Here is a 19,250-nt window from a genome sequence, read left to right as displayed (position 1 = left end):
GCCCGGCCCAGGACACGCGCGTGGGGGTGCGCCGACCAAGAGGATCTTGGCATGCCTGCGCCAGGTGAATGCCCATACCGTAGGCAGCGCGCAGCCCCTCGTCAATGGTCTGGACCACCTGGCCGACGAACAATCAACCCTCTTGTTCCACAGCTGTGTTGACCTCCGCGAGACAGTGCGATTCGAGCCAGCCGGCGATCGCCCGGCCGATCTCGTCCGGACGGTCCTCGGGGGCGTGGTGTCCGGCCGGGCCGCAGTGCTCGACGGTGAGCGCGGCGATGTGCTCGCGCGCCCAGGCGACCACGGCCTCCCCGACCAGCAGGGTCGGCGAGGAGTCGAAGGTCAGCAGCAGCTTCGGCACCTCCGGACTGACGGCCAGCCAGCGGTCGTACGCCTCCACCCGGGCGACCACCTCGGCCGGATCGCCGTCGATCGGCGCCATCCGGGACCAGGCCAGCATCGGGCGGCGACTCTCCGGCGTCGGGAACGGCTCGCGGTAGGGCCGGACTTCTTCCTCGCCCAGCGGGTTGAGCACCCCGCCCTTGAAGGCCGTCTCGATGAAGATGTTCTGCTCCAGCACGAGCTCCTCGCCGACACCGGGCGTACGGAACGCCTCGGCACGCGCCCGGGCCGGCGGCAGTAGCTCCTCGGCGGCCAGCGGCTTGAGGAAGGTCTCCAGCAGGACGACCCCGGCCACCCGGTCCGGGTACCGGGCGGCCCGGTCGAGGGCCAGGGCGCCGCCCCAGTCGTGGCCCACCAGGACGACCCGGTCGAGGCCGAGCGCCTCGAACCAGGCGTCCAGGTAGCGGACCTGGTCGTCGAAGCCGTAGTCGACGGCCGGCTTGCCGGAGGCGCCCATGCCGATCAGGTCGGGCGCGAGCACCCGGGACCGCCCGGCCAGGTGCGGGACGACGTTGCGCCACAGGTGGGAGGAGGTGGGATTGCCGTGCAGGAGCACCACGGGCGGGCCGCCCGCCTCGGCGGCGGGGCGGTCGGCGCCGGTGTCCAGGCAGGCGAGATGGGAGTCGATCACGGGGACGGTGAGCATCGGGACAGTTCCTCTCGTAGCACCGGGCGGGGGCCGGACAGGGGGCTGGGCGGGGGCCGGGCACTCGACGCCGACCCCGCCATACCCGTTAGTCGCACTAACGATCTGACGTCCATGACGCTACATCGTTAGTGCGACTAACACAACGGCTAGACTGCGGGGCGTGAAGAACGACGAGACGTCCCGCCACACCCCGGGCGCCATGACCGACCACGCCGCCCCGGCCCGCGTCCGCGGCCTGCCCAGCCGGCTGCTGGCGGTCAACGCCCTGCACGCCGACCGCCTGGTGCACGACGGCCTGGCGGCGGAGGGCGCCCGCAAGTGGCACTTCGCCGCCCTCACCGCGCTCACCGAGGGCGGCCCGGCCAGCCAGTCGGACCTCAGCCGGCACACCGGCATCTACCGCAGCGACATGGTCGCGGTCGTCAACGAACTCGCCGAACGCGGCCTGGTCGAGCGCACACCCGACCCGGCCGACCGCCGCCGCAACGTCATCACGGTGACCGCCGAGGGACGCGCCCACCTCCGACGGCTCGACACCGTGGTCGACGCGGCCCAGGACGCCCTGCTCGCCCCCCTGGACGCCGACGACCGCGCCCGCCTGACGGACCTGCTGACCCGCCTCCTGGACCACCACGAGCGGACGGCCCCCACCCCGGCGGCCGACGACGACGCCGGTTCCTGATTCGCCTGTCAGCCGCTTCCGGCCGGGCCGGTGGCCGTCAGTCCGCCGCCGACTCGACGGTCACCGCAACCGAGCGGCGACCGAGCCCGGCGGCCATGAGCTCCATCTCGACCAACGTGCCCGTCAGGCCGGTCGTCCTCAACTCGTCGGCCATGGCACGTGCCTGTGCCAGCGACAGCCCGTGTGTCTCGCGCAGGGCGCGCAGGACGGGGACGGAGCTCGACCCGGGCCCTGCAAGGCGAAGTCGAGCAGGGCCGTGCTCGGCCAGCAGTGCCTGCCGGATCGCCTCCGGGGTCGCCGCGCCGGTGTCCTGCTCGCACCATGCGGTGGGACAGGTCCGGCAGCTCCCTTCGGTGCCCCACCACAGCTGCCCGCCGTCGATGAACTGCCCGATGTCGCGGATCAGCACACCACCGCAGTCGTCGCACCTCGTCGTGACCGTCACGCCCTGGGTGATCACCCGGCGCGCTACCGCACCGGAACGGGCGTGCCGGGCACATGGCCCAGATCGGCGATCGCCATCGCCCAGGCGCAGAAGGCCGGGAAGCGGTCGGGCCCGATCCGGTACGGCTCCGTGGTCGAACCCCCGGTCGCGGCGTCGAGCAGGTCGGCCAGGCCCAGATAGCACCACTCCCAGTGAAGGGAGTTGTAGGCGAGCACGAGCGGGCCGACCTCGGCCCTGATGTCGGCCACGGCCGCCTCGTCGAGCCCGACCCGCGACAGCGCCTGCGCGGTCGCGGCCCGGCGCCGGGGGGTGAACTCCGTGTCGAGGAAGGGTTCGAGCAGGTCTCCCCACACGTCCGGCCTGGACACGAGCGGGATCCCGTGGGACCGGCAGAATCCCTCCAGCTCGTTCTTCCGGTCGGCCGGGAAGAAGAGCGTCTCCCCCGTGACCGTGCGGACCTCCGGCGGCGTGGCCGTCGGGTCGGCGTCCCGGACGGCAGCCGCCGGGACGACGTCCACCGGGGCGGCTGCGCCGCTGCGGGCGTCCGGCGTCGGACGAAGGATGTGGTCACCGGCGAGCACGCTGTGCAGCATCCCGCCATCCTCGCCGACGGTCGGCCGGAGCGGAACCCCCGGCCGCGCAGCGGGCGGGCGGTCGGTCAGCGGGCGAGCAGGCGGTCAGCGAGCGAGCAGGCGGTCAGCGAGCGAGCAGGGTCAGCGAGCGGGCGGGCGGTCAGCGGCGGATCGTCGGGACCGACTCGCCGTAGACGCGCAGGCGTTGCAGGGCGTGGAGCCAGCGCAGTTCGGTGCCGCAGGCGCGCAGGGCGGTGCCGAGGGCGTGGCGCATCGCGGCGTCGACCGCCGCGCGGGCGGTGGCGGCGGCGGGTGCCTCGGGGCGGTCGCTGTCGGCCAGGTCGGCGAGCCGGCGGGACGGGTTCCAGCCGAGGTCCGCCGCGCCGGCCGCGTCCCGGTCCTCGCCCGGGCCCGCGGCCGTGTCCCCGGCCGGCGGGCACGGTGCGAGGGTGATGCCGGTGCCGCCGAGGTGGGCGGCGAGCGGCAGGCCGGCGAGCGCCGCGCTGCGCCGGAGCGTGTCCAGCAGGGCGGCGGGGAGCCCGAGTTCGGCCGGGGTCGGTCCGGCGGGCCGGGCGGCCAGGACGCCGGGCGGGACGCGGAGCCCGGCGGCCGGGAGGGCCGGCGGGCCGACCCGCAGCTCCCGGCCGGAGCCGTCCCGGGCGGCCTCCAGCCCGAAGGCCGGCAGGAACTCGGCGAGCGCGTTCTCCATGGCCGTCCCGACCACCTCGCGGGCCGGACCGGCCGGCTGCCCCGGTTCGGCCATCGCGGCGGCGCCGCTCAACCGGGGGGACGGCAGCCAGTCGAGCGCCGCCGCGCCCGCGCAGCGGTCGGAGTCGGCGGCGGGCCGCGCCGGGCGGATCCGCACACCGGGCCCCTCCTCGCCGAAGGCCACCGGGAGCCCGGAGAGCAGCACCGCGTCGGTCAGGCGGTCGGCCAGGTCGGGATCGACCCGCCCCGGTGGCGGAGGAGTCAACGGTCCTGGCCCTTCGATCGGTTGATCAGGTGCATTGTCGAACTCCCGTTCCCCGCCCGCCCCGTGCCCAAACGCGGCCCGGGAGTTCAGACCAGCTCGACGGCCAACTGGGAGCCCAGTTCACTGAACCCGAGCGCGACCGCGACCTCCCGCGACGCCGGTCGCCTCGCCCGCCACTGCGGCAGCAACCCCTGCGCGAGCGCATGACGCACCGCCGCGGACCCGGTCGCGCGAGCCAGACCCCTGCCACGCCACGCAGGCGCGGTCAGGACACCCACATGAGCCGCGTGGCCGGGCCAGTCGCGGTACGCGGCGGCCGCGACCACCTGGCCGGCCACCCGGACGACGAACACGGGGGAGGACATCCCGTCCAGTCCGGCCTCGTCGGCGTCCGCCGCCCCGGCCGCCCGCTCCAGACCGCCCAGGTCGACATCCCCGGCGGCGGCTTCCTCGACACGCAGGCCCGTCGGCGCCGCGGCCGGCCGGAAGCCCTCGTCGGCGACATAGGCAAGCCCGGCGGGCCCGAGGACCTCGCCGGTCGGGAGCACCCTCCGGACCGATTCCGGATCCGTCAGCCGCTCGGCAGGCAGTGCGGCCACCGCCGTGCGGATGCGGTCGGCCGCCTCCCGGCTCGGAGCCGTCACGACGGCAGCCCCTCCCAGGAGCACGATGCCCGCCCAGCCGCGCGGGCAGATCCTCGACCCGGGAGACACGACGACGTGTTTCTCGCCCGCCGCACCGAACGACACCGGTACCGACGCCAGCTCCTGCCACACACCCCGGGCCCTGGCCAGTAAGGGATCTTTCGACATGGGCCGATCCTGCCAGCCGCAGAGGATCGCCCGCGCCCGGTTTTCCCGGGCGGAACCTCACCGGGGACCCGAACCGATCGGACCCCCGGGGCACGTCACCCGGCGGTCCGGCTGCCTCGCGACCGGCACCGCCACTCCGGCGGCGCTCCGCCGCCGTCACCGACAGCGACGCCGGACCGGCACCCGGCAGCGACCCGCCCCGGCCCGGCGCACCCCGTCCCACCTGCGGCGGAGCGCCGCAGGGACGGGCCCGGCGATGGCCGGGCGGGGAGCGGGTGGGGGCCGTAGGCACGGCCCCGCGCAGCAATGGGTAGTGGCCCCCATTGATCCCCGTACCATTCCGGGAGTCCGCTGGGTATCGGCCCGGTGGCCGCCGGGAGTCGTCCCGGCCCAGCCCCTCCCCCACCTGCCGCCCGGTGCCGTCCTCCCCCACGCACAGTGACCAGAGCCAGGTGAACGGCATGCACGACCTCCACCGACCGGCACGTCCGACGATGCGGCGGGCCGCGATGTACCTGCGGTGCCGGCCCTACGACGCGCGGGAGGCCGACTACATGCGCACCGCCATGGAGCAACTGGCCGACCGGTTCGGGCTGCCGATGCCGGACGTGTACAGCGACCACGGTCTCAGCACCGACGGTCCGCTGCCGGCGCTGGAGAACCTGCTGGTGGCGGCCGAGCGCGGCTGGGTGGACGCGGTACTGGTCCCGGGCCCGTTCGTGTTCGCGCTCGACGACCGGGCGGCCGAGGAGATCGTCCGGCGGTTCGCCCGGGCGGGCTGCGAGGTGATCGAGGCGCCGGGACGGGTCGTCCGGCCCGTCGGGGTGACGCGGCTGTCGGCCGTCCCCGGTGTCGGCCCGGTCCGGCCGCCCCGTCCCGCGCCGGACGAGGGCCCGGCCGCGTACCAGGCGGTCTGAACGGGACCGCGGGCCGCTGCCCGACGCCGGGCACCGGCCGACCCGGCCGACGCCGCCCCGCTGGGCGCGGGCATCATAGGGGTATGCCCGCTCAGACTGGATCCGCCCCGCGCCGGGGTGCCGACGGCCGCGCCGGTCGCGGCCGGGCGCGGCGCCGATGAACCGGCCGCTGCCGCCGACCGCGCCGGAGGGGGGAGCCCCGGGGGCCGCCTTCGTGGGCCGGGTCGGTGAACTCGCCCGACTGACCGACGCGCTCGCCCGGCCCCCGGCCGTCCTGCTGGTCGAGGGCGAGGCGGGCAGCGGCAAGTCGCGGCTGGTCGCCGAGGCCCTCCGGGCCCTGGACGCAGCGGCCCGGAGCGGAACGAACGGGAACGGGCCCGCGACCGACGCAACGCCTCGGAACAGCACTCCCCCGGCCCCCGCTGCCACCGCCCCGCGCCGCCCGGTGCTGCTCGGCCGGTGCCACCCGCTGCGCGAACCGGAGCCCTTCGGGCCGGTGGTCGACGCCCTGCGGGACGCCGCCGCCCTGCTGCCCCCGCCCGCCGAGCTGCCGCCCAGCACCGGGGCGCTGCGCCTGGTGCTGCCCGACCTGGCCGCCCAGCTGCCGGCCGCGCCGCCGGACGGCGGGACGCTGCTGTCCGCGCGCCGGCTGCTCGCCCAGGGGGTGCGGGCGCTGCTCACGGCGCTCGACGCCCCGGTCCTGGTGGTCGAGGACCTCCAGTGGGCCGACGACGCCACCCTCGACCTGCTGGTCCGGCTGGCCCGTGACCTGCCGCCGCGGCTCGCGCTGGTGGTCACCTACCGTCCCGAGGACCTGCCATCCGGTGCCCCGGCGCCCGGGGCGGCCTTCCGCCCGGCGCCCGCCCGGACCGGCGGTCACGGGGCCGGTGCGGGGCACGGGGCCGTCGGCGCGACGGTCCGGCTGGAGCGGCTGGAGCCCCTGGAGGAGCGGGAGGTCGCGGAGCTGGCCCGGTCGGTGCTGGGCCCTGCCGCGACCCCCGAGCTCGCGCGGGTCCTGCACGAGCGCAGCCAGGGCCTGCCGCTGGCCGTCGAGGAGGACCTGCGGGCCCTGGCCGAACGCGCTCCCGCCGCCCCCGACCGGCAGGCTGTCGAGCGCACCGGCGGCACCGGCGGGCCTGCCGGGACCGGCGGGTCCACCGGGACCGGCGGGTCCGGCGGCCGCGCGGCGGCGGGCGACCTGGTGGCCGTCCTGGCCGGCGCCGAGATCCCGCGCGGACTGCGCGACGCGGTGACCGAGCGGCTCGCCCGCCTGGGCGGCGACGGCGCTGCCGTCGTGGCGGCGGCCGCCGTCCTGGGGGTTCCCGCCGACGAGCAGTTGCTGACCGCCGTCGCCGGGCTGGACGCCGAGGCCGGGGCCGAGGGCCTGACCGAGGCGCTGCACGCGGCCGTCCTGCGGGAGACCGCGCCCGACCGCTACGCGTTCCGCTCCCCCTCGGCCCGGCAGGTCGCGCAGGGGCGGGTCGCCGGGCCACGGCGCCGGGTCCTGCACCAGCGGGCCGTGGCCGCGCTGGGGACCAGGGAGCCGCGGCCGCTCGCCCGGATCGCCGAGCACACCCTGGCCATGGGCGACCGCCCGGCCTGGCAGGACCTCGCCCAGGCCGCCGCCGACCAGGCCGCCGCCCTCGGCGACCCGGGCGGTGCCCGGCGGATGCTGCGCGGCCTGCTCGACGAGCCGGACCTCGACCCGCGCCGCCGGGGCCGGGCGGCCCTGGCGCTGGCCCGGCTGGCGGCCGACGACGTCGACCCGGCGGCCAGCGTGCAGGTGCTGAGCGGCATGGTCGCCGACCCCCGGCTGCCGGTGGCCGACCGGGGCGAGATCCGGCTCGCGCTCGGTTTCCTGATGGCGGTGCACAGCGGCAACCGGGCCGGCTTCGACCGGATCCGGGAGTCCCTGGAGGAGCTGGAGGAGCGCCCGGTGCGGGCGGCCCGGGCCATGGTGGCGATCGCCATGGACGAGCGCGACGGCGCCGGCCGCCGGGCCGGGGAGTGGCTGGCGCGGGCGGAGGGCCTGCTGGCGGCCAACCCGGACGAGGACGTGTCCGCGGCGGTGCGGGCCACCACGCTCACCTTCCAGGCCCGGGACGGCGATCCGGCGGTCTGGGACCGCCTGGACGAGCTGCCGCGCGACTCCGAGCGGCCCGAGGTGATGCGGCAGACCACCCGGGCCCTGTACAACGCGGGCGAGATCGCGATCGAGCTGGGCTACGACCGCCGGTCCGCGAACCTGCTGGAGGAGAGCCGCCGGCTGGCCCGGCTGACGGGCATTCCGTACCTGGAGTGCTACAGCCGGCTCGCGCTGATCCGGCTCGACATGCTGGCCGGGCGCTGGGACCTGGTGGAGCCCCGGTTCGCCCGGCTGGGCGCCGAGTTCGACGACCTGGCGATGGCGGGTGCCGAGCGCTCGCTGCTGTTCGGGCGGCTCGCGGCGGGGCGGGGCCGGCTGGCGCTGGCCCGGGAGGAGTTCGAGATCGCCGCCCGCTTCGGCCAGCGGGAGTCGCAGGTGACGGTGGCGCTGCGGGCGGCGGCCGGGCTCGGCGGCCTCCAACTGCTGGAGGGCGACATCGCCGGGGCCGCCGGCACGGTGGGCCCGGCGCTGGCGACGGCCCGGCAGGCCGACGCCTGGGCGCGGACCGCCGAGCTGCTGCCGGTCGCCGTCGAGGCGCTGCTGGCGACGGGCGGGCGGGCCGAGGCCGGGGAGGTCACCGAGGAGGCGACGGAGTCCCTCGTCGACCGGGGCGCGCCGGCCGTGACGGCATCGCTGCACCTCGCCCGGGGACTGTTGCTGGACGCGGACGGCGATCCGGAGGCGGCGGAGGCGTTCACCCGGGCCAGGGACCACTGGCGGGACATCGGTCGGCCGTACGAGGCGGCCCGGGCCGACGAGCGGATCGCCGCCGCGCTGGCCGCGAGCGACCGGGCGCGGGCGGCGGAGCGGATGGCGGCCGCCGAGCGGGTCTACCTGGAGCTGGGTGCCACCACGGACACCGCCCGCTGCCGGAAGCTGCGCCGGGACCTCGATCTCGGCGGGATCGGCTCGCCGGGCCGCCGGGGCTACGGCAAGCGGCTGTCGCCGCGCGAACGGCAGGTGGCGGAGCTGCTGGCGCAGGGGACGGGCAACCAGGACATCGCCCAGGCGCTCTTCCTGTCGCCGCGCACGGTGGAGCACCATGTGGCGAGTGTGCTGGCCAAGCTGGGCACCGGCCGGGCCGGGACGGCGCAGGCGCTGGCCCGGGCGGACGCCGAGGACGCGGCGGGCGAGGGCGGCGGGTGACCGGGGCGTGGTGACAGCGGCGCGGTGACCGGGGTCGCGGTGACCGGGGTCGCGTACGCGCGGTCGGGCGGGACCGGGCGGGACCGGGAACGGTCGGGCGGGGTCGAGTACGGCGGGCCCTCGCGGGTGCCCCGCACCTCCGGGTGGGTGCCGCGCGGCGGACGCCCCCAGAGTTCCCGCCCGCCGATAGGTAGTCACCCGCATTGATCCGGCCGGTCCGGGCCGGTTCCCTGGTGGTCATTGGCGAGCGAGCGGGGCAGCCGCTCCCCGACCAGGAGGGATCCCGAGTGATGAGTGCACGTCACCACGCGCCGAGCGCGACCGCCGGACCGGCGACGGACGGCCCGGACCGGGCCGAGGCCACGGTCCGGCTCGCCCCCTCCCCCCGCAAGGCCGGGCACCACCCGGTGGCCCTGGTCCGCCTGGCCCGGCTCAGCCGGTCCGGCCCCGGGCCCCACTGGGCGCACTGAGCACCGACCGGGACCGTGTGGGCGGTTCCCGGTCGGGAAGCGGGGGGAAGCGAGCGCCGGGACGGCCGGGAACGGCCCGGAACGGCTGACGCACCGAAGGAAATGGGCCCTGCCTGGCCGACCAGGCAGGGCCCTTTGCCGTGCACACGCGCCTGGGGGATCAGCAGGACGCCGCGACGGAGAGGGTGACGGCGGCCGGCGGCCACCCCCACTGGGTGGTTTCGAGGGTCGCCTCGGCGGTGGAGCCGCACGGCAGGGCGCCGGAGATCCGGCCCACCGGAGTGGCGGACCAGCTGACGTTGACGGTCGGCGTGACCGTGCCGATCTCCGCGCCGTCGACGACCTTGGCGGTGAGGCGGAACGGCACCGGGCGCGGGGTCCAGGTGACACTGGTCGGCGTGGTGCGGCCGTGGAAGGTCACCTCCTCGCCGCTGACGATGGCGCAGATCTCGTTGACCACCACGCCCCGGTAGCTGGTGACGCAGGTCCCCGGGACGCTCGGGGAGGCGTCGGCGTGGGCGGCGAGCACGGTGCCGGGGAGCGCACCGGCGAGGGTCAGGGCGACGCTGGTGGCGAGGATGGCGAGGGGCCGATTCATCGGGCTTTTCCCGTTCGTGGGTAGGGACGGCAGAGTGAAGCCATGTGACATTTCATGCTTCACACCTCACATACTGCCATCGATTCAAGCGGAGGATTACCGTCCAGCCTTTTTTTTGAAGCCGATAACTGATTTCAGCCTTTCAATGACTGAATTGCATCGGTCCGGACGGTCGGGCGGCCACTCGACCGAGCGGGCGCCCGACCGGTCCTGCGGTCAGCCGCCCGAGCGCGGCTCCATCCGGAGTCCGAAGGCCGCCGTACCGGGATCCAGAGCGGTCACCCCACCGTCGACCGTGAGCACCGCGCCGTTCACATAACCCGCCGCCGGGGAGAGCAGCCAGCCGATCGCGGCGGCCACCTCCTCCGGCTCCCCCGGCCGGCCCGCCGGGGTCAGCGCCGTCGCCTCGCGGTACGCCTCCTCCACACCGCCGGCCAGCTCGGCCTCCTCGGCGAAACGCGCCATCCTGCGGTCCGCCATCTCGGTGCGCACCCAGCTCGGGCAGACGGTGTTGGCCCGCAGGCCGCGCCGGCCGTAGTCGACGGCCAGCGAACGGCAGAGCTGGAGCAGCGCCGCCTTCGAGGTCGCGTACGCGGCGCTGCCGGCGCCGTTGCGCAGCGCGGAGACCGAGGCGACCGCCACCACCGCGCCGCGCGCGACCAGCAGGTGCGGCAGCGCCTCGCGCAGCAGCAGGAAGGGGCCGGTGAGATTGGTCCGCATCACCAGCTCCCAGTCCTCCAAGGTGACCTCGCCCACCGAACCTCCCCGGCCCACACCGGCGTTGAGCACCAGCCCGTCGATCCGGCCGTAGGCGGCGACGGCGGCTGCGACCAGCCCGCGGACGCCTTCCGGCTCGGTGGTGTCGGAGACGTGCGCGAGCGCCCCCGTCTCCCGGGCGACCCGCTCCAGCGGCTCGCGCCGGCGGCCGGACACCACCACGTGGTGGCCCTCGGCCCGCAGCAGCCGCGCGGTGGCCGCGCCGATGCCGCTCCCTCCGCCGGTGACGACGACTACACGCTGGTCCGACATTCCTGTGACCTCCGGGATCGATGTTTCGTGAACCGTCGATCCTAGGTCGTCGTGCCCGACAGCCCGTCAGCTCGGGTCCGTGGGAGCCCGGGTCGGGTCCTGCGGTCCTGTCTGCGCGGTCCCGTCGGCGCGGTGCCCCGGGCCGGGCGTTGTCGGAGGCGGGCCGTAGATTCGGCGCGACCGAGCACCAGTCGAGCGATCCGCGGACAGGACCCGAGCCCGATGAACCCCGTGACCCCGATCCCCCCGACCGCCGAACACGGCATCGCGCTCACCGAGCGCGTGATCGCCTCCGTCGAGGCGGACCCGCACCGGCCGATCCTGGACTACAGCGCCTGGGCCGGGCCGTGGCTGACCGGCGAGCCCCGGCCGCTGGCGGCCGGGCCGCTGGCCGAGGCGGTCTTCCCCAGCGGCCGGCCGCTGCCGCCGAGCCTGCGGCGCTGGCTGGCGTTCGACACCGGGCTGCTGCGCCGGTTCGGCTGGCTCGACGAGGACGACCGCTTCACGCCGAGGCCGTTGGGCGAGCTGGCGCGGGACGAACTCGGCGAGCTCTGGGGCTCCTGCTTCGACGGCGTCTCGGACCGCTTCGACGAGTGCTTCCTGCTCCCGGGCGGTTCCGACTCGCGCCGGGTCCTGGCCACCGGCGTGGGCGACGCGCACGGCGAGTACCCGGTGCTCGCGCTCGACGTGGACGACATCCCGTGCGTCGAGCTGATGTACCCGGGCCTGGACGTCTATCTCGCCGACACCTGCGGGCTGCTGACCGTCGAGGGCGACGGCTACTCCGCCCTGGCGCACAACCCCGTGTACGCCCGCCGGATGCTCACCCACGCGCAGCAGGTGTTCGGCGGGGAGTTCGCCGAGGAGTGCTTCCCCGACCTCTGAGCGGACCGGCACGGGCGGTGCTCCCGACCGTCCGCACGGCTCGCTCACCCGTCCCGCCGTCGTCCCGCGGGTTCGTGACAGACTGGCCCGCCATGGGAGAGAGCGAGACCGGCGAGGCCGCCCCGGAGCCGCCGCTGCTCGTGGTGGACGGCGCCAATGTGGTCGGTTCGGTGCCCGACGGCTGGTGGCGGGACCGGCGCGGCGCGGCCGAGCGGCTGCGGGACGCGCTCGCGCCCGTCGCCGGCCACGGGGTCCCGGGCGAGCGGGCCGACGTCCCGGCCTGGGCGCGGACCGGACCGCTGGACGTGCTCCTCGTCGTCGAGGGCGCGGCCCGGGGAGTCACCGCCGCACCAGAGGTACGCGTCGAGTCCGCCGCCGGCAGCGGTGACGACCTGATCGTGGCGCTCGTCGCGGCGGCCCTCGCCGCCCGCCCCGGACGGAGCTGCCTGGTCGTCACGGCGGACCGGGGCCTGCGCGCCCGCGTCACCGCACTCGGCGCCGATGTGACCGGCCCCCGCGCCGTCCGCCCCGTCTGACCCTCGCCCCCCTTTCCCGACCCTCCCGGCTCCCGGGCCCTCTCCCGCCGGTCGAGCGGATCCTCCGCCCTCCCCCGTCACCCCGGTCACCCCCCGCGGCGGGGCCCGACGGCTCATCATTTCGGTGGACGCGGTACCGCCCCGGACTGACGCCCCGGGGGCCGCCGCGCACCGCCCGGATCCGGGCCCTAGCACGAAGTGGCCCCTGCTCGGGGCAAGTTCACCCGGAGACCGCTCGCATTGGCGAACCGGGGGCGAGCGCCGGTTCGGGGCGCGCGGGGCGCGGTAAACCTGGTGCCATCACCGGCCCGGCGACGGGTCGGGAGGTCCGGCCGGACCGTCCCCTCCGGTGCGCGCGCCCGCCGTCCCCCGGGCGCCCGCACGGCGGAGGCCCACCCTGCCGCGCACCACCCGCCGCGCACCACCCGCGCGACCCCGCCCACCCCACCGCTCCGAACACCCGAGGCCCACCGGCCACCCGTCCCGTTCCCCCACTCTTCCGATCGTTTGAGGATTCTGAATGCTTGGTGCTGGTTCGTCACCCGGACGCCGGCGCTCCGCCCCCGTGCTCGTCTGGCTCCTGCCCACCGTCGTGACGGCGGCGGTCGCCGCCGTCGCCGTGACCGCGGCCACCCCCGACTCGCGCCTCCCCGTCGCCGTCTGCGCGGCAGTGGGCACGCTCGCCGTGGTCCTGGTCGCCGCCGAGGCCGCCCGCCGGGGCCGGGCGACGGAGGAACTGCGCGCGCGGGCCGTCCAGCGCGAGGGTGAACTGATCCGCCGGCTCACCCGGCAGGAGACCGAGTACATCCGGCTGGCCAAGTCCGTCCTGCCCGCCGCCATGGCCCGGCTCACCCACGGCGAGGGCCTGGAGGACGTGGTCAACGCGTACACCCTCCAGGACGTCACGGTCGGCGCGGAGTTCCGCAGCGCTCAGCAGACCCTGCTGCGCGCCGTACTGGAGACCGTCGAGAACGAGGAGGCGCTGCGCGAGTCCTCGCGGCGCTCCTTCGTCAACATCGCCCGCCGTGTGCAGGCGATCGTCCACCGGCAGGCCGCCGAGCTGCGCGTCATGGAGCACCGGCACGGCAACGACCCCGCGGTCTTCGACGACCTGCTGCTGGTCGACCACGGAAACGCCCTGATCGGCCGCCTGGCCGACAGCATCGCCGTCCTCGGCGGCGCGCGGCCGGGCCGTCAGTGGAACCGGGCCGTGCCGCTGTACAGCGTCCTGCGCGGCGGCATGTCGCGGATCCTCGACTTCCAGCGGGTCGAGCTGCACCCGGTCTCCGACGTGGCGGTGATCGGCCCGGCGGTCGAGCCGCTCATCCACGCGGTGGCCGAACTCCTCGACAACGCCACCCGCTACTCGCCGCCGCACACCAGCGTGCACCTGACCGCCGTCGAGGTGCAGACCGGTATCGCGATCGAGATCGAGGACGGCGGGCTCAGCCTCAGCGAGGAGGGCCGGGCCCGCGCCGAGCGGATGCTCCTGGAGGCGCAGGCCGGCATCGACCTCAACGAGCTCGGCGAGACCCCCCGGCTCGGCCTCGCCGTCGTCGGCCGGCTCTCCCGGGCGTACGGCTTCCAGGTCTCGCTGCGCCCCTCGGCCTACGGCGGGGTGCGGGCGGTGCTGGTCGTGCCGCAGGAGCTGATCACCACCGCGCCCGCGACCGGGCGGGCCCACGGCATCGGTGTCACCGGTTCGTCCGGTCCGGAGCCGGTGGACGACCGCCGTCCGCACACCTCGCCGCCGCCGCGCCGGCCGCTCTCCGGCTCGCTGCCGGGGCCGCTCAGCGGTGGGGAGGACGTGCCGGTGGTGACCGAGCGCACCGCCACCGGGCTGCCCCGACGGCGCCGGCACGCCGCGCCGACCGCCCGGATCGGCGTCGCCCAGACGACCCGCACCACCACCTCCCGCTCCGGCGGCACGACCGGCCGGGCGGCCGCCCGGGGCGGCGCGGCGGGCTCCAACAGCGCCTCGGCCGCGAACGGAGCCTCCGCCGTGAACGGATCGGCGGGCCCGGGCGGCCCGTCGGCCGCCAACGGCCCGGCGGGTTCGAACGGCCGGGGTGACGGGTTCGGTGGACCGCCCGACCGGCCCGGTGCCGACCCCTCGGCACCGGCGGGGGCGGTGCAGCCGGGCCTCTGGCTGGCCGCCTTCACCGAGGGCGTCAACGGCACCGCCACGACCGACCACGACAACGGGGACCCGACCGGGAGGGACGAGCGGTGATTCAGCCACGGACCAACATGGACTGGCTGCTCAAGCAGCTGGCGGACGAGGTGCCGCACGTCCGGAACGTCATCGTGCTCTCCGCGGACGGCCTGCGGATGGCGCAGCACGGCACCGAGACCGACACCGCCGACCGGCTCGCCGCCGCCTGCGCCGGCCTGCAGAGCCTGGCGGCGGCCGTGGGCCACGAGTTCCCGCACGGGGACGGCCGGATGCGGCTGGTGGTGATCGAGATGGGCGGCGGCTTCTTCTACCTGATGGCGGCCGGCGCCCGGGCCTTCCTCGCGGTACTGGCCGACGAGGGCGTGGACGCCGGGCTGATGGGCCAGCGGATGCGCGACCTGGTCGCCCGGATCGGCGAGCACCTCAGTACGCCTCCCCGAAGGGGCGAGCCAGTCGCATGAGCACAGCCGGCCGGGACTGGGGCGAGGACGCCCCGGAACGCTTCTACGTGATCACGCGCGGCCACACCCAACCGGCCGGACGGGCCGCGTTGGACCTGGTCACGCTGATCGTCTCCCGTGCGGAGCCCACCCCCTCGATGCCGCCCGAGCACGCGGCGATCCTGCGCCTGTGCGGATCGCCGCTCTCGGTGGCCGAGATCTCCGCCTATCTGCGGCTGCCGGTCAGCGCGGTCACCGTGCTGCTGGCCGACCTCGTGGCCGAGGAGCGGGTCGAGGCGCGCGCCTCCGTCCCGCCCGCGCTTCTCCCCGACCGTGCCCTGTTGGAGGCGGTGATGCATGGACTTCAGCGCCTCTGACACGGTGCGCGGGCCGGCCGACGAGGACCTGCTGCCGGACTCGGCCGCCGCGGCCGTCAAGGTGGTCGTGGTCGGCGGCTTCGGCGTCGGCAAGACCACCCTGGTCGGCGCGGTCAGCGAGATCCGTCCGCTGACCACCGAGGAGACGATGACCCAGGCCGGGGCGGACGTCGACGACCTGGCCGGGATCGAGCGGAAGTCCGAGACCACGGTCGCGATGGACTTCGGCCGGATCAGCATCAGCGACGAGCTGGTGCTGTACCTCTTCGGCACCCCCGGGCAGGAGCGGTTCTGGTTCCTCTGGAACGGCCTGTTCGAGGGGGCCCTGGGCGCGGTGGTGCTGGTCGACACCCGTCGGCTGGAGGTCAGCTTCGACGTGATCGGGCGGCTGGAGGACCGCGGCGTGCCCTTCGTGGTCGCCGCCAACGCCTTCCCCGGCGCGCCCGCCCACCCGGACGAGGAGCTGCGGCTCGCGCTGGACCTGCCGCCCGAGGTCCCGATCGTCGCCTGCGACGCCCGGGTCCGCGAGTCCGGGCGGGACGTGCTGCTCGCGCTCATGCACTACCTCTACGACCTGGCGGGGTCGCGGGCCGCGCGGTGAGCGCACCGCCCCGTCCCCGCCCCGCTCCCCCACCCCCGTCGACGACGACCTCCGGAGACACCGTGACCACCCCGTTCCGCGACGACGCCCCCCTCGCCCCGCCGCCCGGCTGCCCCGCACACGGGGCCGATGCCCCGGGCGGCGGTCCCCGGGGGATCGACATCCCGAGCCCCGCCGGACCGGCGAGCACCGGACCGGCGAGCACCGGACCGGCGAGCACCGGGGCGGGGAGCACCGAACCGGGGGCCGCCGGAGCAGGGAGCGACCGGCCCGGCCTCGACGAGCTGCCCGTCGCCGAACTCCGCCGCCTCTACGGGCCCGAGGCCGAGGCCGACCCGGCCGGCCTGTACGAGAAGCTGCGCGCCGAGTACGGGGAGGTCGCGCCCGTCCTGCTGCACGGCGACCTGCCGGCCTGGCTGGTCCTCGGCCACTCCGCCAACCTCACCGTGATGCGCACACCCTCCCGCTTCTCCCGGGACTCGCGCCGCTGGCGGGCGTTCCAGGAGGGGCTGGTCGGCGCCGACTCGCCGCTGATGCCGGTCATCGCCTGGCAGCCGCTCTGCGTCTTCGCCGACGGCGCCGAGCACCGACGGCTGCGCGGCGCCGTCACCGACGGACTGAACGGCACCGACCGGCGCGGCGTCCGACGCTTCGTCACCCGCTACACCGCCGAGCTGGTCGAGGAGTTCGGGCCGTCCGGGCAGGCCGAACTGGTGAGCCGGTTCGCGGAGCACCTGCCGATGCTGGTGATGACGCAGCTGGTCGGTATGCCGGAGGAGTACGGCCCGCGCCTGGTCGACGCCGCCCGGGACCTCATGAAGGGCACCGAGACCGCCATCGCCAGCAACGACCACGTGGTCGCGGCGCTGCGCCGGCTGGTCGAGCGCAAGCGGACCGACCCCGGCGCCGACCTCTGCACCCGGCTGATGCAGCACGAGGCCGGGATGACGGACGAGGAGGTGCTGGAGCATCTGCGGGTCGTGCTGCTCGCCGCGAACGAGACGACCGTCAACCTGATCGCCGACACCATGAAGATGATCCTCACCGACGACCGGTTCCGGGCCCATCTGTCGGGCGGCCACATGACCGTGCCCGACGCGCTCGACCAAGTCCTCTGGGACGCCCCGCCGATGTCGCTGGTCGCCGGCCGCTGGGCCACCGGGGACACCCTGCTCGGCGGGCAGCGGATCCGGGCCGGGGACATGCTGCTGCTGGGCCTCGCCGCCGGGAACGTCGACCCGATCGTGCGGCCCGACCTGGCGAAGCCGCTGCACGGCAACCGCTCCCACCTGTCGTTCGGCAGCGGACCGCACGAGTGCCCGGGCCAGGACATCGGGCGGGCGATCGCGGAGACCGGGATCGACTGCCTGCTGACCCTGCTGCCGGACCTCCGCCTCGCCGTGCCGGAGGAGGAACTGACCTGGACCTCGGCCTGGCTGTCGCGCCATCTGGTCGCGCTGCCGGTCGAGTTCACCCCGCGCGAGCGGCAGGCCGCCGAGGACTCCGCTCCCCCGGCCGCCGCGCCCGCCGCCGCCCCGGGCGCCTCCGGCGCGCCGATCCCCGCACCGCTCCCCGCGGCGACCCCGTTCGCCGGACCGACGCCGGTCGGCCCCTCCCCCGCCCTCGTCGCCGGGCCCCGGCGCGGCTGGTGGGCCCGGCTCACCGGGTGGTTCCGGCGCTGACGGGCCGCCGTTCACGGACCGACTCCGACGGGCCGACGCTCACCGGCCGGGGCGGCGCCGACCTGCCGGGCGGTGCCGACCGGCCGGGCGGCGCGTCCCCGGCCGAACCGGACGGGCCCGGACTAAAGTCGGCGCGAGCCGGACGCGGCCCCTCCGCCGCGCCCGAACCCCGCCCGTCGGAAGGTGCCCCGTGTCCCTGGTCCGCGTCCACAACTTCTCGGTCTCGCTAGACGGCTACGGCACGGGCGAGGGACAGAGCCTGGAGGCACCGTTCGGCCACGCCGGCGACCGGCTGCACAGCTGGTTCTTCCACACCCACACCTTCCGCGCCATGCAGGGCGGCGAGGGCGGGGAGACCGGCGTGGACGACGCCATGGCGCGGGCCTGGGGCGACGGCATCGGCGCGGAGATCATGGGGCGCAACAAGTTCGGCCCGCAGCGCGGCCCGTGGCAGGACCACGACTGGAACGGCTGGTGGGGTCCGCACCCGGTGTTCCGCACCCCGGTCTTCGTCCTCACCCACTACCCCAGGCCGACCGTGGAGATGGCGGGCGGCACCACCTTCCACTTCGTCGACGGCACTCCGCACGAGGTGCTCGCCCTCGCGCGGGAGGCCGCCGGCGGCCTGGACGTCCGGATCGGCGGCGGCCCGAGCACCGTCCGCGCCTTCCTCGCCGCGGATCTGGTGGACCATCTGCACGTGGTCGTGGTGCCCGTCCTGCTCGGGCGGGGCGAGCGCCTGTGGGACGGACTGGAGGGGCTGGAGAAGCGCTTCCGGATCGAGTCCGTCACCAGCCCGAGCCGGGTCACCCACCTCACCTTCACCCGGCCCTGACCGACCTCCCCGCCGACCCCCGCCGCCCCCGCCGACCTCCCCACTGACCTTCAGCGGCCCTTGTCGCCCCTTGTCGATCTCACTGTCGGTGACATCCCCGGGCCGGTCCCCCGCGCCGGCGAGGCCGAGGAACGGCCCGGGATCCCAGCTGTCTGGGGGGCGCATCCGCCCCACCCCCGGCCGTGCTCCCGTGCGCCGGGTTTGCCGCCCCCGGTCGCGGTGCCATATCCGAGGTTCGGGGGTGCGGACCGGATCCGGCGGCGGGGTGCCGGTCCGGCCCGTCGAAGGGGTTCGACGGAGTCGAGGGAGGGGACGGCGGGATGACGGACATTCGGCGACCGGCGCTGCGGTACACCGCGGACATCACCGTGGAGGACATCGACGGGCTGGCCGGGTTCATCGAGCGGCGGGTGGTGCTGCTGCGGGAGGCGGCCGCGCGGCCCGGCGGCGAGTAGGCCCTGGTCGGGGAGGCTCTGACCCACACGGTCACGGCCCTGACCGGGAGCGCGCGGGAGGTGCTCGGCACGCTCGCCGGGCACGCGGCGGAGGCGGCCGGGGGCGCCCCGGGGACAGCCGGGGCGGACGGCGCGGGCGGGGACGACCGGGAGGTCACGGCCTTCGACGAGGAGTTCGAGGAGCTGATGGCCCGGCTCAGCCGGCTCTGGCGGTACCTGCTGACGGCCGCCGAGGCGTGGAGCCACCTGCCCGACTACGACGTGCTGCGCTGGCGGCTGGACGGCCACCTGGACGCGGAGCACGAGGCCCGGGCCCGCTGGTCGGAGGCCGGTCAGGCCTGGTGAGCCGCGGGAACCGGTGAACGGACCGGCCCCCGGCCCGGGTGGGCAGGGGGCCGGCCGCACGGGGCGTGCGACGGTGC

The 19,250-nt window shown here is 76.2% G+C and carries 21 protein-coding genes; 14 read left to right on the top strand and 7 right to left on the bottom strand.

Going from position 1 to position 19,250, the window contains the following annotated elements:
• Nucleotides 1-133 precede the first annotated feature (133 nt).
• Nucleotides 134-1,048 (bottom strand): haloalkane dehalogenase, encoded by a 915-nt coding sequence (locus IF01_RS0121755; protein ID WP_030395155.1) that lies wholly within the window; start codon nt 1,046-1,048, stop codon nt 134-136.
• A gap of 202 nt (nt 1,049-1,250) precedes the next feature.
• Between IF01_RS0121755 and IF01_RS0121750 the strand changes: the two genes are divergently transcribed.
• A complete protein-coding gene (locus IF01_RS0121750) occupies nt 1,251-1,733 on the top strand; it encodes a MarR family winged helix-turn-helix transcriptional regulator (RefSeq protein WP_037780642.1) in 483 nt (160 codons plus the stop codon).
• A 37-nt stretch (nt 1,734-1,770) separates the two neighbouring features.
• Here the strand turns inward: IF01_RS0121750 and IF01_RS0121745 are convergent, their stop codons facing one another.
• The 4 genes from IF01_RS0121745 to IF01_RS0121730 all read right to left on the bottom strand — a co-directional run bounded on the left by IF01_RS0121745 (nt 1,771) and on the right by IF01_RS0121730 (nt 4,535).
• A complete protein-coding gene (locus IF01_RS0121745; protein ID WP_037780639.1) occupies nt 1,771-2,193 on the bottom strand; it encodes a hypothetical protein in 423 nt (140 codons plus the stop codon).
• Nucleotides 2,194-2,201: 8 nt separating this feature from the next.
• Entirely contained in the window at nt 2,202-2,771 is a 570-nt protein-coding gene (locus IF01_RS44145) for a hypothetical protein (protein WP_051755847.1), read from the bottom strand.
• Between the two features lie 139 nt (nt 2,772-2,910).
• Nucleotides 2,911-3,723, bottom strand: coding sequence for a hypothetical protein (locus tag IF01_RS0121735; RefSeq protein WP_030395151.1), 813 nt, complete (start codon nt 3,721-3,723; stop codon nt 2,911-2,913).
• A gap of 86 nt (nt 3,724-3,809) precedes the next feature.
• A complete protein-coding gene (locus tag IF01_RS0121730) occupies nt 3,810-4,535 on the bottom strand; it encodes a GNAT family N-acetyltransferase (RefSeq protein ID WP_030395150.1) in 726 nt (241 codons plus the stop codon).
• Nucleotides 4,536-4,996: 461 nt separating this feature from the next.
• On the opposite strand from IF01_RS0121730, the gene IF01_RS0121725 reads away from it, so the two are divergent.
• The 3 genes from IF01_RS0121725 to IF01_RS48395 all read left to right on the top strand — a co-directional run bounded on the left by IF01_RS0121725 (nt 4,997) and on the right by IF01_RS48395 (nt 9,214).
• On the top strand, nt 4,997-5,452 hold the full coding sequence (locus IF01_RS0121725; protein WP_030395149.1) for a serine integrase family protein: 456 nt from the start codon (nt 4,997-4,999) through the stop codon (nt 5,450-5,452).
• Between the two features lie 157 nt (nt 5,453-5,609).
• Nucleotides 5,610-8,744: an AAA family ATPase gene (locus IF01_RS42155; RefSeq protein WP_037780636.1), complete on the top strand. Its 3,135-nt coding sequence runs from the start codon at nt 5,610-5,612 to the stop codon at nt 8,742-8,744.
• Between the two features lie 290 nt (nt 8,745-9,034).
• Nucleotides 9,035-9,214, top strand: coding sequence for a hypothetical protein (locus IF01_RS48395; RefSeq protein ID WP_030395147.1), 180 nt, complete (start codon nt 9,035-9,037; stop codon nt 9,212-9,214).
• A 160-nt stretch (nt 9,215-9,374) separates the two neighbouring features.
• Here the strand turns inward: IF01_RS48395 and IF01_RS0121710 are convergent, their stop codons facing one another.
• Both IF01_RS0121710 and IF01_RS0121705 read right to left on the bottom strand, forming a co-directional pair.
• Nucleotides 9,375-9,812 carry a hypothetical protein gene (locus IF01_RS0121710; protein ID WP_030395146.1) on the bottom strand — a complete coding sequence of 146 codons (438 nt, stop codon included), beginning with the start codon at nt 9,810-9,812 and terminating at the stop codon, nt 9,375-9,377.
• A 216-nt stretch (nt 9,813-10,028) separates the two neighbouring features.
• Complete coding sequence (locus IF01_RS0121705; RefSeq protein ID WP_030395145.1) at nt 10,029-10,841, bottom strand: SDR family NAD(P)-dependent oxidoreductase; 813 nt, start codon at nt 10,839-10,841, stop codon at nt 10,029-10,031.
• Between the two features lie 231 nt (nt 10,842-11,072).
• Here IF01_RS0121705 and IF01_RS0121700 point away from each other — a divergent pair, with 231 nt between their 5' ends.
• From IF01_RS0121700 to IF01_RS0121655, 10 genes are all read left to right on the top strand, one after another.
• Nucleotides 11,073-11,726, top strand: a complete 654-nt coding sequence (locus tag IF01_RS0121700) for a hypothetical protein (protein ID WP_244215586.1) — start codon at nt 11,073-11,075, stop codon at nt 11,724-11,726.
• 92 nt (nt 11,727-11,818) lie between these two features.
• Entirely contained in the window at nt 11,819-12,262 is a 444-nt protein-coding gene (locus IF01_RS0121695; protein WP_051755843.1) for a hypothetical protein, read from the top strand.
• A 565-nt stretch (nt 12,263-12,827) separates the two neighbouring features.
• Nucleotides 12,828-14,495, top strand: a complete 1,668-nt coding sequence (locus tag IF01_RS42150) for an ATP-binding protein (RefSeq protein ID WP_063764269.1) — start codon at nt 12,828-12,830, stop codon at nt 14,493-14,495.
• A complete protein-coding gene (locus IF01_RS0121685; RefSeq protein ID WP_030301817.1) occupies nt 14,492-14,899 on the top strand; it encodes a roadblock/LC7 domain-containing protein in 408 nt (135 codons plus the stop codon). The genes IF01_RS42150 and IF01_RS0121685 overlap by 4 nt, the downstream gene beginning before the upstream one ends.
• Nucleotides 14,896-15,255, top strand: coding sequence for a DUF742 domain-containing protein (locus tag IF01_RS0121680; protein WP_030395141.1), 360 nt, complete (start codon nt 14,896-14,898; stop codon nt 15,253-15,255). Before IF01_RS0121685 ends, IF01_RS0121680 begins: the two co-directional genes overlap by 4 nt.
• The gene (locus tag IF01_RS0121675) at nt 15,236-15,856 is read left to right on the top strand and encodes a GTP-binding protein (RefSeq protein WP_030395140.1); all 621 of its coding nucleotides are present in this window, start codon (nt 15,236-15,238) and stop codon (nt 15,854-15,856) included. Before IF01_RS0121680 ends, IF01_RS0121675 begins: the two co-directional genes overlap by 20 nt.
• Before the next feature lie 62 nt (nt 15,857-15,918).
• Nucleotides 15,919-17,538 carry a cytochrome P450 gene (locus IF01_RS42145; RefSeq protein WP_375340992.1) on the top strand — a complete coding sequence of 540 codons (1,620 nt, stop codon included), beginning with the start codon at nt 15,919-15,921 and terminating at the stop codon, nt 17,536-17,538.
• A 190-nt stretch (nt 17,539-17,728) separates the two neighbouring features.
• Entirely contained in the window at nt 17,729-18,373 is a 645-nt protein-coding gene (locus IF01_RS0121665; RefSeq protein ID WP_030395138.1) for a dihydrofolate reductase family protein, read from the top strand.
• 320 nt (nt 18,374-18,693) lie between these two features.
• Nucleotides 18,694-18,828 (top strand): hypothetical protein, encoded by a 135-nt coding sequence (locus tag IF01_RS51095; protein ID WP_279617273.1) that lies wholly within the window; start codon nt 18,694-18,696, stop codon nt 18,826-18,828.
• A 60-nt stretch (nt 18,829-18,888) separates the two neighbouring features.
• Nucleotides 18,889-19,173 (top strand): hypothetical protein, encoded by a 285-nt coding sequence (locus IF01_RS0121655; RefSeq protein ID WP_030395137.1) that lies wholly within the window; start codon nt 18,889-18,891, stop codon nt 19,171-19,173.
• Nucleotides 19,174-19,250 lie beyond the last annotated feature (77 nt).

It is taken from the genome of Kitasatospora purpeofusca, assembly GCF_000718025.1.
Lineage (GTDB): Bacteria > Actinomycetota > Actinomycetes > Streptomycetales > Streptomycetaceae > Kitasatospora > Kitasatospora purpeofusca.
Note: the sequence above shows the minus strand (reverse complement) of the source record. Positions and strands in the feature narration are given on the sequence as shown.

Coding starts and splice junctions, on each gene's coding strand:
- IF01_RS0121755 (WP_030395155.1), bottom strand. CDS start 1,048: ATGCTCACCGTCCCCGTGATCGACTCCCATCTCGCCTGCCTGGACACC.
- IF01_RS0121750 (WP_037780642.1), top strand. CDS start 1,251: ATGACCGACCACGCCGCCCCGGCCCGCGTCCGCGGCCTGCCCAGCCGG.
- IF01_RS44145 (WP_051755847.1), bottom strand. CDS start 2,771: ATGCTGCACAGCGTGCTCGCCGGTGACCACATCCTTCGTCCGACGCCG.
- IF01_RS0121730 (WP_030395150.1), bottom strand. CDS start 4,535: ATGTCGAAAGATCCCTTACTGGCCAGGGCCCGGGGTGTGTGGCAGGAG.
- IF01_RS0121725 (WP_030395149.1), top strand. CDS start 4,997: ATGCACGACCTCCACCGACCGGCACGTCCGACGATGCGGCGGGCCGCG.
- IF01_RS42155 (WP_037780636.1), top strand. CDS start 5,610: ATGAACCGGCCGCTGCCGCCGACCGCGCCGGAGGGGGGAGCCCCGGGG.
- IF01_RS48395 (WP_030395147.1), top strand. CDS start 9,035: ATGAGTGCACGTCACCACGCGCCGAGCGCGACCGCCGGACCGGCGACG.
- IF01_RS0121710 (WP_030395146.1), bottom strand. CDS start 9,812: ATGAATCGGCCCCTCGCCATCCTCGCCACCAGCGTCGCCCTGACCCTC.
- IF01_RS0121705 (WP_030395145.1), bottom strand. CDS start 10,841: ATGTCGGACCAGCGTGTAGTCGTCGTCACCGGCGGAGGGAGCGGCATC.
- IF01_RS0121695 (WP_051755843.1), top strand. CDS start 11,819: ATGGGAGAGAGCGAGACCGGCGAGGCCGCCCCGGAGCCGCCGCTGCTC.
- IF01_RS0121680 (WP_030395141.1), top strand. CDS start 14,896: ATGAGCACAGCCGGCCGGGACTGGGGCGAGGACGCCCCGGAACGCTTC.
- IF01_RS0121675 (WP_030395140.1), top strand. CDS start 15,236: ATGGACTTCAGCGCCTCTGACACGGTGCGCGGGCCGGCCGACGAGGAC.
- IF01_RS51095 (WP_279617273.1), top strand. CDS start 18,694: ATGACGGACATTCGGCGACCGGCGCTGCGGTACACCGCGGACATCACC.